General features: G+C 70.0%; 15 protein-coding genes. 4 read left to right on the top strand and 11 right to left on the bottom strand.

The features are described from left to right. The first annotated feature begins 81 nt into the window (after positions 1-81). A complete protein-coding gene (gene coaA / locus OQ968_RS04115) occupies positions 82-1,020 on the top strand; it encodes a type I pantothenate kinase (protein ID WP_324674873.1) in 939 nt (312 codons plus the stop codon). A gap of 29 nt (positions 1,021-1,049) precedes the next feature. Here the strand turns inward: coaA and OQ968_RS04110 are convergent, their stop codons facing one another. The 4 genes from OQ968_RS04110 to OQ968_RS04095 all read right to left on the bottom strand — a co-directional run bounded on the left by OQ968_RS04110 (position 1,050) and on the right by OQ968_RS04095 (position 4,954). Then, positions 1,050-1,463 carry a hypothetical protein gene (locus OQ968_RS04110; RefSeq protein ID WP_324674871.1) on the bottom strand — a complete coding sequence of 138 codons (414 nt, stop codon included), beginning with the start codon at positions 1,461-1,463 and terminating at the stop codon, positions 1,050-1,052. Positions 1,464-1,664: 201 nt separating this feature from the next. After that, complete coding sequence (locus OQ968_RS04105; protein WP_324674869.1) at positions 1,665-2,753, bottom strand: methyltransferase; 1,089 nt, start codon at positions 2,751-2,753, stop codon at positions 1,665-1,667. Between the two features lie 11 nt (positions 2,754-2,764). Beyond that, entirely contained in the window at positions 2,765-4,135 is a 1,371-nt protein-coding gene (locus tag OQ968_RS04100; protein ID WP_324674867.1) for a hypothetical protein, read from the bottom strand. A gap of 30 nt (positions 4,136-4,165) precedes the next feature. Then, positions 4,166-4,954 (bottom strand): (2Z,6E)-farnesyl diphosphate synthase, encoded by a 789-nt coding sequence (locus tag OQ968_RS04095; protein ID WP_324674865.1) that lies wholly within the window; start codon positions 4,952-4,954, stop codon positions 4,166-4,168. Positions 4,955-5,060: 106 nt separating this feature from the next. Here OQ968_RS04095 and trhA point away from each other — a divergent pair, with 106 nt between their 5' ends. Beyond that, complete coding sequence (gene trhA, locus OQ968_RS04090; protein WP_324674863.1) at positions 5,061-5,798, top strand: PAQR family membrane homeostasis protein TrhA; 738 nt, start codon at positions 5,061-5,063, stop codon at positions 5,796-5,798. An 11-nt stretch (positions 5,799-5,809) separates the two neighbouring features. On the opposite strand, the gene OQ968_RS04085 is transcribed toward trhA, so the two are convergent. Genes OQ968_RS04085 through mca form a run of 4 tightly spaced genes read right to left on the bottom strand, consistent with a single transcriptional unit; the run spans position 5,810 to position 9,404 of the window. Then, positions 5,810-6,193, bottom strand: a complete 384-nt coding sequence (locus tag OQ968_RS04085) for a nuclear transport factor 2 family protein (RefSeq protein WP_324674861.1) — start codon at positions 6,191-6,193, stop codon at positions 5,810-5,812. Positions 6,194-6,215: 22 nt separating this feature from the next. Further along, positions 6,216-8,237, bottom strand: a complete 2,022-nt coding sequence (locus OQ968_RS04080) for a thioredoxin domain-containing protein (RefSeq protein WP_324674859.1) — start codon at positions 8,235-8,237, stop codon at positions 6,216-6,218. Further along, positions 8,224-8,535 carry a hypothetical protein gene (locus OQ968_RS04075; protein WP_324674857.1) on the bottom strand — a complete coding sequence of 104 codons (312 nt, stop codon included), beginning with the start codon at positions 8,533-8,535 and terminating at the stop codon, positions 8,224-8,226. Before OQ968_RS04075 ends, OQ968_RS04080 begins: the two co-directional genes overlap by 14 nt. Next, positions 8,532-9,404: a mycothiol conjugate amidase Mca gene (mca, locus tag OQ968_RS04070; protein ID WP_324674855.1), complete on the bottom strand. Its 873-nt coding sequence runs from the start codon at positions 9,402-9,404 to the stop codon at positions 8,532-8,534. The genes OQ968_RS04075 and mca overlap by 4 nt, the downstream gene beginning before the upstream one ends. A gap of 106 nt (positions 9,405-9,510) precedes the next feature. Here mca and OQ968_RS04065 point away from each other — a divergent pair, with 106 nt between their 5' ends. Both OQ968_RS04065 and greA read left to right on the top strand, forming a co-directional pair. Then, the gene (locus tag OQ968_RS04065; RefSeq protein ID WP_324674853.1) at positions 9,511-9,954 is read left to right on the top strand and encodes a DUF4307 domain-containing protein; all 444 of its coding nucleotides are present in this window, start codon (positions 9,511-9,513) and stop codon (positions 9,952-9,954) included. Between the two features lie 204 nt (positions 9,955-10,158). Beyond that, the gene (gene greA / locus OQ968_RS04060; RefSeq protein WP_324674851.1) at positions 10,159-10,653 is read left to right on the top strand and encodes a transcription elongation factor GreA; all 495 of its coding nucleotides are present in this window, start codon (positions 10,159-10,161) and stop codon (positions 10,651-10,653) included. A gap of 81 nt (positions 10,654-10,734) precedes the next feature. Here greA and OQ968_RS04055 read toward each other — a convergent pair whose 3' ends face one another. The 3 genes from OQ968_RS04055 to OQ968_RS04045 all read right to left on the bottom strand — a co-directional run bounded on the left by OQ968_RS04055 (position 10,735) and on the right by OQ968_RS04045 (position 14,108). Further along, positions 10,735-11,901, bottom strand: coding sequence for a cystathionine gamma-synthase (locus OQ968_RS04055; RefSeq protein ID WP_324674849.1), 1,167 nt, complete (start codon positions 11,899-11,901; stop codon positions 10,735-10,737). A gap of 54 nt (positions 11,902-11,955) precedes the next feature. Beyond that, positions 11,956-12,600, bottom strand: coding sequence for an RDD family protein (locus OQ968_RS04050; RefSeq protein WP_324674847.1), 645 nt, complete (start codon positions 12,598-12,600; stop codon positions 11,956-11,958). Positions 12,601-12,716: 116 nt separating this feature from the next. Continuing rightward, entirely contained in the window at positions 12,717-14,108 is a 1,392-nt protein-coding gene (locus tag OQ968_RS04045) for a cystathionine beta-synthase (protein ID WP_324674845.1), read from the bottom strand. Positions 14,109-14,156 lie beyond the last annotated feature (48 nt).

Here is a 14,156-nt window from a genome sequence, read left to right as displayed (position 1 = left end):
GTCACGGGCGCCAGTCTATCGACCGGCCGCATTCGCCAGCCCACCCGATCGACGCGCGTCGGTCCCTGCAACACTGGCACCATGCCGCGGCTGAGCGAGCCGAGCCCCTATGTGGAGTTCGACCGGAAGCAATGGCGCGCGCTCCGCATGTCGACGCCGCTGGCGCTGACCGAAGAGGAACTGATCGGCCTGCGCGGTCTGGGCGAGCAGCTCGACATGCTCGAGGTCGAAGAGGTTTACCTGCCGCTGTCCCGGCTGATCCACCTTCAGGTCGCCGCGCGCCAGCGGTTGTTCGCCGCGACCGCGGAATTCCTCGGTGAGCCGCAGCAAAACCCGGACCGGCCGGTGCCGTTCGTCATCGGGGTGGCCGGCAGCGTGGCCGTCGGGAAGTCGACGACGGCCCGCGTGCTGCAGGCCCTGTTGGCTCGCTGGGAAAACCACCCCCGGGTGGACCTGGTCACCACCGACGGCTTTCTGTACCCGAATGCGGAACTGGATCGACGAAACCTCATGCACCGCAAGGGTTTTCCGGAGAGCTACAACCGCCGGGCGCTGCTGCGGTTCGTGACTTCGGTGAAGTCCGGTTCCGACTACGCGTGCGCCCCGGTGTACTCGCACCTGAAGTACGACATCATTCCGGGCGCCAAGCACGTGGTCCGGCATCCCGACATCCTGATCCTGGAGGGCCTCAACGTCTTGCAGACCGGTCCGACCCTGATGGTGTCGGACTTGTTCGACTTCTCGCTGTATGTGGACGCCCGGATCGAGGACATCGAGCAGTGGTACGTGTCGCGGTTCTTGTCGCTGCGCGGCACCGCGTTCGCCGACCCGGAATCACACTTCCACCACTACTCGGCCCTGAACGACACCAAGGCCATCGCCGCGGCGCGTGAGATCTGGCGATCGATCAACCGGCCGAACCTGGTCGAGAACATCCTGCCCACCCGTCCCCGCGCCACCCTGGTGCTGCGCAAGGACGCCGATCACTCGATCAACCGGCTGCGCCTGCGCAAGCTGTAGCAGGCCGGCGCGGGGCGGGAGCCCAGAGGTCAGGCCGCGAGGCGGCGCACCCCCAGGTATTGCAGTGCGGCGAAGCCCGCGGTGTAGACACCACTGGCCAGCGTCGCGGCGACCCCGATCGCGGTCATGGGCACGACTTCGGCGGCCACGATCGCGGCCAGGGTGTACACGATGTTGGCCACGACGACGCCGATCCCGGCGCGGCGCAAGTCCGGCGCGGCCGCCAGGCCGAACACCAGCAGGCCGTAGAGCACGAAGAAGGCGCCCATCGAGTATTCCTGAAGGGACGTCAGCCCGGTCAGCGACGAGAGCGGGTCGGCGACGAAGGCGACCGCAAGGCCGAGCAATCCCGTCAACGTGGCATCGGCACGCATCGCGAAACGCAACAGCGAGTCGGTCGAGTCGTAGAGGGGGCGGGTTGGTAGACCAGATACAGCGGTCATGTGATTACTCCTAGCGATGGCGGTAGTCGAACAGGTTTGAGCGTGCCGCCCACGCACTGCCATATCGACTCGTGGCGCTGCCAATTGCTGCCACGGATAGTAGAAAGACCAGCTAGTTCCCGCGGGTATTCCCCGGCGCAGCGACAAAGCCGAAGGCGTCCCGAAACGTGGGGCCGGTGGCCGAAACGGCGGGCACCCGGGTTAGACCGCCTGCCCCTCGAGCACGCTGAACGGCGAGGCGGTGTCCACCACCCGCGTCATCCGGAACCCGGCACGTTGGAACAGTCGCTCGAACTCGGCGGCGGGGCGCTCCCGCGCATCCAGCGCGACCAGCATTTCCAAATCCAGCCAGTTGCCGATGTATTCGCGATGGTGGTCGGGGACCACGAACTCGACGAGCAGAACGTGACCGCCGACCGCGACCGCATCACGCACGTTGCGCAGGATCCGCACGGCGTCGTCGTCGGGCCAATCGTGAATCACGCTCTTGAGAACGTAGGCGTCGCCGCCGGCGGGCACCGACTCGAAGAACGACCCCTCGACGATGCGGATCCGGTCCTGCACCCCGAGTTCGGCGAGCACGGCCGGAGCCCCCGCGACGACTTGAGGTTGATCGAACAGCACGCCGCGCGCCCCGGGCGTGGCCGCAAGGATCTCGGCCAACAGGCGGCCGTGACCGCCCCCGACGTCGACGATGGTGGCGAAGGGGCTGAAGTCGTAGGCGGCGATCACCGGTCCGATCGAGAGTGCGGACCCGCCCGTCATCGCCTCGTTGAAGATCTCGCCGAGCTCGGGCTCGCACGCCAGGTATTCGAACGCCGTTTTGCCGCGCAGCGTGGGGATGACGGCCCGGCCGGTACGAATGGCGTCGGCGAGGTGGCTCCAGTGTTCGCGGTGTTGGGGCGAGCCCAGCCATCGAGCCCAGCCGGCCATCGGTACCTCCGCGTCCCGGCGGAGAGTGTCCGCGAGCGGGGTGAGGTCGTAGCGCCCGTCACGGCGTTGCCGGAAGATGCCCCGGCCGATCAGTGCCCGAAGCAGTCGACCGACCGCGTCGGCGTCGGCGTCGACCGCGGTCGCCAACTCCTCGGCCGATAGCGGCCCCTTGGCGAGCGCGTCGGCGATGCCCAGCTCGGCCGCCGCGGTGATCGCTTGCGCCGCCCATGTGTCGGCGATCATTTCCATGATCGCCACGGGCGGCGGGACCATGCGGCGGTGCAGCCGGGCCAGGTGGTGACGAACCGCTTCGATCGCCCGCACCACCTTGGCCGGCGGGACCTTTGACGAGCCCACGGACCGTCAGCCTAATCGCTGGCAACCGCGACGCGCCCGCGCAGATCGGCCGCGATGAGCCGGGCCGCCGCGTTTTGCCAGTTGTGCAGCGAGCGCTGCGGGACCTCGGTCACCAGCCACTGCCAGGCCCGCCGGGCGGTCGGGTCCAGACCGGCGGCGGTGGCGTTCTGCGCGTACGCGCGCACCCCGACGACGTAGGGGAAATACAGCGAGTTGTAGTAGCGCCACTGCTCGGTGGTCCCGAAATCGCCGCCGTCGCGGGGCTTGAGCCGCCCGATGCCGTCGGCGAGGACGGCCTTGAGCTCGTTGGCCCGCTCCAGCGGGTGGTCGGGCGCTCCCCGGGCGGCCAGCCGCTCGTCGATCACCGGCAGCGCGGTCAGCGGGCTGGCGACCAGCTTGGTCAGGTCACCGTAATGGCTCAGGGCCCGGCGGGTGAGCCGGGCGAACGTGTCGTCGTCGACGTCGCTCAGGGGATTGCCGGATCGCAACGGCAGCGCCGCCCCGGTGTGCCGCAGCGCGGCCCGGTCGGCCCGCAGGGTGGGCGACTTCGAGAACGCCAGCCGGTCGAGCACCCCGGCCAGCGGGTCGGCCAGCACCTGCACCACGATCGCGATCGCCAGCGTGGTGAACAGCAGCATCGTCAGCGTGATCTGCGCGGTCGGGTCGTGGCGGGTGACCGCCAGGCCGATCAGCGCCTGGCCCCCGAACAGCACGGCCACCGCCGCCGACCCGGCGAACGAGCGCAGCATGTCGGCGCGCAGCGCCTGGCCCTCGTCGAAGGCGTCCCACAGCGCCACCGCCACGCCCAGCGCCAGCACGTCGAAGCCCGTCGACGCCAGCGCCAGCCAGCTGGGCACCAGGCCCAGCGGGATGATCACGATGGCGTTGGCCAGCGCGAAGAACAGGGTCGCGACGACCACCACGCCCGCGACGGGCGTCGGCTGGGCGGGGCGCCGCACCGCGACGACCATCGCCCCCAGCGTGGACACCGAGATCACCGCCATCATCAGCACGTGACCCGGCCGCAGCGGTCCGTCGACGCTGCCGGCCATCGTCGCGCCGAACACGATGAGCGCGGCGACACCCCCGACGAGCAGCAACTCGCCGGTGCGCGCGCGCCAGCGGTCGCCCGGGCGGGACAGCTCGACGAGCACCGCGAACCACGCGATGCTGGGGACGGCGACGAGGTAGATCTCGAGCCGACCGAGCAGCGCGAGGTGGGCGGCCCCGGCGGTGCGCACCGCGTCCAGCGCCACGACCAGCGCGAAGCCGGACAACCCGACCGCCGCCAGCGCCAGCACCGGCTTACGCGGATCCCGGGCCAGCAGGTACAACCCCAGCCACCCGCTCAGCGTGAACACCACAGCCGACAGCGCAGCCATGCGTCTAGTTTGTCACGGGCTCCGGACTCCTCACTTGCCGTAGCGGCGGTGGCGCTGGCTGTAATCGCGCAGCGCGCGCAGGAAGTCGACGCGGCGGAACGCGGGCCAGTGCGCCTCGCAGAACCACATCTCCGAGTACGCGCTCTGCCACAACAGGAACCCGGACAGGCGCTGCTCGCCCGACGTGCGGATCACCAGGTCGGGGTCGGGTTGCCCAGAGGTGTAAAGGTTTTCGGAGATCGCCTCGACGGTCACCGCGTCGACGAGTTCCTCGGCGGTCGCGCCGTTGGCGAGCTCCTTGCTCAACAGCGCGCGCACCGCGTCGACGATCTCGCGGCGCCCGCCGTAGCCGACGGCGACGTTGACGTGGAACGGCGCCACCGCCGGCGTGGACTCCACCGCCCCCCGCAGCCGCCGGGCGGGTTCGTCGCCGAGCAGCTCCAGGTCCCCGACGGTGCGCACGCTCCAGCGGTTGGCCGGCGCGCAGATCTCCTCGACGACATCGGTGATGATCTCGATGAGCGCGGCCAGCTCGTCGGGATTGCGCTGCAGGTTTTCGGTGGACAACAGGTAGACGGTGGTCATCTCGATGCCCGCCTCCTGGCACCAGCGCAGCATCTCGGCGATCTTGGCCGCGCCCATCCGGTAGCCGTAGCTGACGTCGTCGTAGCCCGCGTCGCGCGCCCATCGCCGGTTGCCGTCGCACAGCACCGCGATGTGCCGGGGCAAATCGGACTTCGAAGCGGCCAGACCCTGCCGCAGCCGCAGCTCGTAGATGCGATACAACGGCTCCTTGAGCCGCGGCGGGATTATCTCCACGAAGAGTCACCCTACTGTGAGCTGCACCAGTTTCCGGGTTGCATTTCCGGCAATCTCACCGCACGGCTGACGCGGCCCGGGCCCGTCGACGGCTATCTTTGGCAATATGAGCGGCCACACCACCACGGTCACCCATCCCGATCCCGAAGCGCAGGGCCCCGCGGCCCACGCCGCCCAGCACCTGGTCGACGGCGTCGCGCGGGTGCTGGCCAAGCCGCGCTTCCGCGGCTGGATCCACGTCTACTCCGCCGGGGCGGCCGTCGCTGCGGGGGCGTCGCTGATCGCGGTGTCGTGGGCGCTCGGGTCGACCAAGGCCGGGCTCGCGACGTTCGTCTACACCGCGGCCACCATCGTCATGTTCACCGTCAGCGCCACCTACCACCGCGTCAACTGGCAATCCGAGGCGGCGCGTACGTGGATGAAGCGGGCCGATCACTCGATGATCTTCGTGTTCATCGCCGGCAGCTACACGCCGTTCGCGCTGCTGGCCATGCCGCCCGACGCCGGGCGTGCGGTGCTGTCCATCGTGTGGGGCGGCGCGGCGGCCGGGATCCTGCTGAAGATGTGCTGGCCGACGGCGCCGCGCTGGGTGGGCGTGCCGCTGTATCTGCTGCTGGGCTGGGTCGCCGTGTGGTATACCGGCACGATCCTGCACAACGCCGGGGTGGCCGCGATGGTGCTGCTGTTCGTCGGTGGCGCGCTGTACAGCATCGGCGGCATCCTGTACGCGCTGCGCTGGCCCGACCCGTGGCCGAACACGTTCGGCTACCACGAGTTCTTCCACGCCTGCACCGCGGTCGCGGCGATCTGCCACTACATCGCGATGTGGTTCGTCGTCTTCTAACGCTGGGTCTTCTAAAGCTGGGTGACGTCGGCCGCCGACCAGTAGGCCTTCATCGCGGCGACCTTGCCTTGATCGTCGAACACCATCACGTCGATCGGCTCGATCACCATCCGGTGCCCGCCCGCGGTGACGGTGAGCCGGAAGTGGAAAGCCGCCTCGTTGCCGGCCACCCGCAGCGTGACCAGTTCGCACTCCCGCTGCGCATCGTCGAGCGCCGAGTAGAAGCCGTGGATCGCGTGGCGACCGATGTGCACCTCGCCCCCGACGGGGTCCTCGACTGTCGCGTCGTCGGCGTACAACTCGACCAGGTCGTCGGCGCTGCCCTTGGCGACCAGCTCGATGTAGCGGTTGACGGTGTCGGTGATCGCTTGGGTTTTGTCCGTGGCATTCGGCATGGCACGCAGGGTAGCCCGCGGGCTACCGCCCGGGAACACCCAGGGCGGCCGCCAGTTCGGCGGCCCGCGTGACCGGCAGGTCGCACACCCGCCCGCGGCACACGTAGGCGGCGTCGGCGCCGGCCATCCGGCCCCGCCCGGTGAGCAGGACCGACGAGTCCCGCTCGCCGCCGACCACGATCGCCCCGCCGGGGGCGAGCCGGCGCGCATCTGCCAGCAGCGCCGAGCGGGACGGGTCGCAGGCGACCGCGATCTGTAGCGGTCCGCGAACCGCGGATTCGGCTGTGGCGAGCCAATTTCCGGCCGACCGCGGTGCGCGCGCCAGCAGCACCGAGTGCGCGCTCAGCGCGTCGGACGCGGCCTTCAGGTACCGCCCCGCCCGCCCCCCGTCGACCAGGTGCGCCGCGGTCAGCAACGCCTCGGTGATGCTCGATGCGCCCGACGGCGTCGCGCCGTCCAGCGGGTCGGCGGGCCGCAGCATCAGCCGTTCGGCGTCGTCGGCGGTGTCGAACCAGCGGCCGGGCCGCTGCGGGTCGGCGAAGTGCGCCAGCGCGATGTCGAGCAGCTCGGTCGCCGCGGCCAGCCAGGCGTCGTCGGCGGTCAGCTGGTACAGCGCGAGCAGCCCGGTGGCCAGCATCGCGTGGTCCTCCAGGATGGCGGCGCTGTCGCCGACCACCCCGCCGAGGCTGGCGCGCCGCAACCGGCCGCCGACGACGTGCAAGTCCAGCAGGGCCGCGGCGCAATCCCGTGCGGCGCCGGCGAACTCGGGCTCGTCCAGCGCGACGCTGGCCTCGGCCAGCCCGGTGATCGCCAACCCGTTCCAGGACGTGACGACCTTGTCGTCGCGTCCCGGCTGGGGCCGGGCGAGCCGGGCGGCCAGCAGCGCGGTCCGCACGCGTTCCAGCCGTTGTGCGTCGGGATCGGCGGGCAGCTGCAGCACCGACGCCCCGTGTTCGAACGTTCCGGATCGGGTGACCGCGAAAACCTCTGCGGCCCAACGCCCGTCGTCGGCGCCGAGCACCTCGGTCAGCTGCTCCGGCGTCCACACATAGGTCGAGCCCTCGCGCCCGGCGGCGTCGGCGTCCAGCGACGAGGTGAACATGGCGCCGTCGGCGAGCTCGTCGAGCAGGAACCGCGCCGTCTGCGCGGCGACCCGGCGGGCCAACGGATCCCCGGTGCGCCGCGCCCAGTGCGCGTATGCCCGCAGCAGCAGCGCGTTGTCGTACAGCATCTTCTCGAAATGCGGTACCACCCAGGCGTTGTCGACGCTGTACCGGGCGAAGCCGCCGGCCAGCTGGTCGTAGATGCCGCCGCGGGCCATCGCGTTGCCGGTGCGCGACACCGCCTGGAGCGCCGCCGCTGAGCCGGTGCGCTCGTAATGGCGCAGCAGCGCCTCGAGGATCGCCGACGGCGGGAACTTGGGCGCGCCGCCGAAGCCCCCGTGCACCGTGTCCTGGTCGGCCAGCACCGCCGCGACGGCATCGTCGCACAGCGAGGGCGCGACGTTCGGGCCCCCGCCGGGCACCCCTGGGAGCCCCTCGGCCATCTTGCGCAGCTCGCCGGCGATGTGTTCCGACGCCTCGTCGACCTCGCCGCGGCGGCTGCGCCACGTCTCGGACACGGCCGAAAGGAGTTGCAGGAAGCTGACTTTCGGGTAGTACGTGCCGCAGAAGAAGGGGCGGCCGTCCGGTGTCAGGAAGCACGTCATCGGCCAGCCACCCTGACCGGTGAGCGCGACGGTGGCGTTCATGTAGACCGCGTCGATATCCGGCCGTTCCTCGCGGTCCACCTTGACGCACACGAATCCCGCGTTCATCACCGCGGCCACCTCGTCGTCCTCGAACGACTCGTGGGCCATGACATGGCACCAATGGCACGCGGCGTAGCCGACGGACAGCAGGATCGGCACGTCGCGCGCCGCCGCCTCCGCCAGCGCTTGCGGCCCCCACTGCTGCCAATGCACCGGGTTGTCGGCGTGCTGGCGCAGATACGGGCTGGTGGCCAACCCGAGGGTGTTCGTCCCGGAGTTGTCAGCCGGGCTCATCGCCGGGCCCTGGCGGTGCCGATCCGCCACCCTGCCCGGGCGGTTGCTCCGGTGCTTGATCCGGCGCCTCGCCGACGGTGTCGGTGCCCTCGTCGGCGGCCTGATCGGGCTCGGGGTGTTCGGGGTCGAACGTTTTGGGGACCTTCTTCAGTTGCCGGTTCATCGATCGCAGCAGCAACAGCGTGGCGATCAGCAGCAGCACCACAACCAGCAGCCCCAGCGGGCTGGCCTTGCCGAAGTCCGGGCCGTGGTTGTGTGGCGTGCCGTCGGCGATCACCGCGAGCAAGGCGCTGCTCATCCGTCGTTCTCGATTCCGGCGAACAGGTCGTCCTCGGGCAGCCGGACGGGCACCCGCGAGCGTGCCAACTCGAATTCCTCGGTCGGCCAAAGCCGCTGCTGCCATTCGATCGGGGCGGCGAAGAACTCGGCGTTCGGGTCGATCTGGGTGGCGTGAGCGCGCAGCGCGTCGTCGCGCTGGCTGAAGTACTTCGAACACTCCACGCGCGTCGTCACCCGAGACTCGAACGGATCGTGCTCGGGTTTCCAGTGCTCGAGCCACTTGCCGAACGGGCCCTCCTCGCCACGCTTGGCGAACTCGTCCTGCAGCAGCTGCATTCGCTGGCGCAGGAAGCCGTGGATGTAGTACAGCTTGGACACGTTCCACGGCTCGCCGGCGTCCGGGAAACGCGCGTGGTCGCCGGCCGCCTCGTAGGCGGCGATCGAAACATTGTGGCAGGCAATGTGATCCGGGTGCGGGTAGCCGCCGTTCTCGTCGTAGGTGGTCATCACGTGCGGCCGGAACTCGCGGACCACCCGCACCAGCGCCTCGGTGGACACCTCCAGCGGGACCAGCGCGAAGCAGTCCTGGGGCAGCGGTGGCGGCGGATCGCCCTTGGGCAACCCCGAGTCGACAAAACCCAGCCAGGTGTGCTCCACGCCGAGAATCTCGGCGGCCTTGGCCATCTCGTCGCGCCGGATCTCGGCCATGTGCCCGTGCACGTCGGGCAGGTCCATCGCGGGGTTGAGGATGTCGCCGCGTTCGCCCCCGGTCAGCGTCACCACGAGCACCCGATGGCCTTCGTCGGCGTACCGGGCAAGGGTGGCCGCACCCTTGCTGGACTCGTCGTCGGGGTGGGCGTGCACCGCCATCAACCGCAGTTCGCTCACATGCCCCCTTGTCGGTCTGCTGGACGCCCGGTTTCGACCCTATAATTCCAGCTGCCGATCGTGTCGGCCGAGGTCCGGCAGTCGCTCAGCCCAGGCATACCCACCCATGACCGAAACCCCCATCGCTCGTCCCGAGTCCCGCTACGGGCGGTCGCGGCTGCCCCGCGTGCCGCGGCGCTGGCTCGTCGTCGCCGTGGCCGTGCTGGCCGTCGCGGCCGGCCTGGTGATCGCCGTCATCGGCTACCGGCGGCTCGGCACCAGCGACGTGTCCGGCTCGCTGGCCGGCTACGCGGTGATCGACGACGAGACGGCGTCGGTGACGATCAGCGTGACGCGATCCGACCCGTCGCGGCCGGTGGACTGCATCGTGCGGGTGCGCGCCAAGGACGGCAGCGAGACGGGCAGGCGGGAGGTGCTGGTCCCGCCGTCGGGCCAGGCCACCGTGCAGGTGACGACGACGGTGAAGTCCTCCCAGCCGCCGGCGATGGCCGACATCTACGGCTGCGGCACCGACGTGCCCGGCTATTTGCGGCCGCCCGACCGACGATAGAGAACTGCGAATATGTGGCCATCGGCCGTTTCCGCAGTGGTAACATGGATGAATGCACGGTTCCTGCTGGGACCGTGTATTGCTGCTTAGAGGCCGTGAGCAGAACGGCGCCGAGCACCCGGGGTCGGACCCGGACACCCCGACAGCGGGGCTGTCGAAGCTTACGCGGATACGCGGAACCGATAAGACGAGGAGCACCAGGAGATGACGGACACCCAGGTGACCTGGCTGACCCAGGAATCGCATGACCGGCTCAAGGCGGAGCTCGATCAGCTGATCGCCAATCGCCCCGTCATCGCCGCGGAAATCAACGACCGGCGCGAGGAGGGCGACCTCCGCGAGAACGGCGGCTACCACGCCGCCCGCGAGGAGCAGGGGCAGCAGGAGGCGCGCATCCGTCAGCTGCAGGACCTGCTCAACAACGCCAAGGTCGGCGAGGCGCCCAAGCAGTCCGGCGTCGCGCTGCCCGGATCGGTGGTCAAGGTCTACTACAACGGCGACAAGTCCGACACCGAGACCTTCCTGATCGCCACCCGCCAGGAGGGTGTCAACGAGGGCAAGCTCGAGGTGTACTCGCCCAACTCACCGCTGGGTGGCGCACTGATCGACGCCAAGGTGGGCGAGACCCGCCGCTACACGGTGCCCAACGGCAACACCGTCGAGGTCACGCTGGTCAGCGCGGAGCCCTACCACTCCTAGGGGCGGGCTCCCCACCGCGAGCAGACGCAAAAGCACCCAAACGCCCGGCGTGTCGGGTGCTTTTGCGTCTGCTCGCGGTAGCTAGGCGAGGGCCTGCTCGAGATCGGCCAACAGGTCGGCGACGTCCTCGATGCCCACCGAAAGCCGCACCAGGTCGTCGGGCACCTCCAGCTGTGAGCCGACCGTCGACGCGTGCGTCATGGCGCTGGGGTACTCGATCAGCGACTCCACCCCGCCCAGCGATTCGGCCAGGATGAACACCTTGGTGCCGGCGCACAGACTTTCGGCGGCCGCTCGGCCGCCCCGCATGCGCACCGAGACCATGCCGCCGAAGCCACGCATCTGGCGCGCCGCGATCTCATGGCCGGGGTGGGTGGGCAGACCCGGATACAGCACCACGCTCACCGCGGGATGCCCGGCGAGGAATTCCGCTACGGCAGAGGCGTTTTCGCCGTGCCGCTGCATCCGCAGCACCAGGGTCTTCAGGCCGCGCATCGTCAGGTAGGCGTCGAACGGGCCGGGCACCGCGCCGGCCCCGTTCTGCAGGAAACCGAACGCGTCGTCCAGCTCGTCGTCGCCGGTGATCAGCGCCCCGCCCACCACGTCGGAGTGGCCGCCGATGTATTTGGTGGTCGAGTGCAGCACCACGTCGGCGCCCAGCGTCAACGGCTGCTGCAGCGCGGGCGACGCAAACGTGTTGTCCACCAACACCTTTGCCGAATGCTGTCGGCCGATTTCGGCGATGGCGGCGATATCGGCGATGGACAGCAGCGGGTTGGTCGGCGTCTCGACCCAGACCAGCCGGGTCCGCGGTGTGATCGCGTCGCGCACGGCGTCCAGGTCGGAAAGCGCCACCGGCGTGTACCCGACGTTCCACTGCGTGAAGACCTTGTCGATCAGCCGGAATGTGCCGCCGTAGGCGTCGTTCGGGATGACGACGTGATCGCCGGGCCGCAGCATCGCCCGCAGGGCGCAGTCGGTGGCGGCCATCCCGGAGCTGAACGCCCGCGCGAAGGCGCCGTCCTCGACGGCGGCCAGCGAGGTTTCCAGCGCCGACCTGGTCGGGTTGCCGGTGCGCGCGTATTCGAATCCGCCGCGCAGTCCCCCGACGCCGTCCTGGGCGAACGTGCTGCTGGCATAGATCGGGGCGTTCACCGCCCCGGTCGCGGGGTCCGGGCGGTAGCCGGCGTGGATGGCCTTGGTGGCCAGGCCGCTGATTCCGCGGTCTGCCTTATCGTCGTCGCTCATCGACGATCAGCCTAACGACGTCCGCGGCGGCCAGTTCGCCGCCGCACGGCGCCGTCACTGTTCAATCGGCAGCACCACCGTCGTCATGATCTTGTCGGCCAGCGTCTGCCGCTTGGCGTCCCACAGCGGAAACAGGAAACCGATGTAGCAGATGACCGCGTCGACGAAATGGGCGAGTTGGCGCACGAGCGACATCCCGAAACCGAGGGGCTGCCCGGTGACCTCGCTGACCACCTTGACCTTCATCACGGACTTGCCGAGGCTCGACCCGGTGGTGCCCTGGCGGTAGCCGTAGTTCCAGACGCCGTAGGCGAGTATCGCCAGCCACGCCAGCCCCTGCACGAGTAGGCCGAACATCGATTGCTGCGTGTAGCAGTACTGGCTGACGTCGTACTGGCTGATGTTCGACACGCAGGACGACTGCCGGGTGAGCACCGCGATCACCCACGCGATGCCGTAGACGACCGCGATCGGGACGTTGTCGATGAGGAAGGCCAGCACCCTGGTGGGCCACGGCGTGTAGGCCTCGGTCGGCAGCGCACGGATCGCCGGTCCGGGCGGCGGCGGCGCGTAGCCACCCGAAGGCGGCGGGGGCGGGGGATAGGAACCACCGCCGGGTGGCGGTGGCGGCGGAGGTGGCTGGAACCCGCCTGGCGGTGGAGGCGGCGGCTGGAATCCGCCGGGCGGTTGATCGGTCATGGGCTACCTCCACTCCGGTTTGCGCTGAACCAGGCGGGATTACAGTACCCGAGCGCGGGCCGCCCGGGCGAGACTTGCGCAACGCGCCGATCGGCGTCGCGACGAGGCGGCGCGCGCTAGTGTCGCGGTGGCTCCGACAGGAATCCCAGCAAGTCGTACCGGGTGATCACGCCCACCGGTTTGCCCTGCTCCACCACCATCAACGCGTCCCACTCGCGCAGCGCCTTGCCGGCCGCAGTCACCGACTCGCCGGCGCCGATCATCCGCAGCGGCGGGCTCATGTGCTCGGAGACGGCGTCGGCCAATTTGGCGCGCCCCTCGAAGACGGCCGAGAGCAGTTCGCGTTCGGAGACACTGCCGGCGACCTCGCCGGCCATCACCGGCGGCTCGGCGCCGACGACCGGCATCTGGGAGACCCCGTACTCGCGCAGGATGCCGATGGCGTCGCGGATCGTCTCGGACGGGTGGGTGTGCACCAAATCCGGTAGCGCGCCGGACTTTCCGCGCAACACGTCGCCGACGGTCGGCTGCTCGGTCGAGCCGTCGAGGCGGCTGCGCAGGAATCCGTACGACGACATCCACGCGTCGTTGAAGATCTTCGACATGTAGCCGCGACCGCCGTCGGGCAGCAGGACGACGACCAACGCGTCGGGCCCGGCCTCCTCGGCCACCTTCACCGCGGCCACCACCGCCATCCCGCACGAGCCGCCCACCAGCATCGCCTCCTCCCGGGCCAGCCGCCGGGTCATGTTGAACGAGTCGGAGTCGGAGACCGCGATGATCTGGTCGGGCACCGTCGGGTCGTAGGCCGCCGGCCAGAAGTCCTCGCCGACCCCCTCGACCAGGTAGGGCCGGCCGCTGCCGCCGGAATACACCGAGCCCTCGGGGTCGGCGCCGACGATGCGCACCCGTCCACCGGACACCTCCTTGAGGTAGCGGCCCGCGCCGGTGATGGTCCCGCCGGTGCCGATGCCGGCGACGAAGTGGGTGACCTTGCCGTCGGTGTCGGCCCAGACCTCCGGGCCGGTGGTCTCGTAGTGGCTGGCCGGGCCCTCCGGGTTGGCGTACTGGTCGGGCTTCCAGGCGCCGTCGATCTCTTTCACCAGCCGGTCGGAGACGCTGTAGTAGCTGTCCGGGTGATCGGGCGGCACGGCCGTCGGGCACACGACCACGTCGGCGCCGTAGGCGAGCAGCACGTTGCGCTTGTCCTCGCTGACCTTGTCCGGGCAGACGAATACGCACTTGTAGCCGCGGTGTTGGGCGACCAGGGCGAGGCCGACGCCGGTGTTGCCCGAGGTGGGTTCGACGATCGTGCCGCCCGGCCTGAGCAGCCCGGCGGCCTCCGCGGCGTCGATCATCTTCACCGCGATCCGGTCCTTGGAGCTGCCGCCGGGGTTGAGGTATTCGACCTTTGCGACGACGGTGCCGGCGCCGGGGGGGACGACGGAGTTCAGCCGGACCAGCGGCGTGCCGCCGATGAGGTCGCTGATGTGCTGCGCGATTCGCATGCGTTCATCGTCTCAGGCGGTTTCCGGCGACGCACACCCGCGCCGACC

This window comes from Mycobacterium sp. 663a-19 (genome assembly GCF_035616495.1).
Classification (GTDB): Bacteria; Actinomycetota; Actinomycetes; order Mycobacteriales; family Mycobacteriaceae; genus Mycobacterium.
This window is presented reverse-complemented; position numbering and strand designations above follow the sequence as displayed.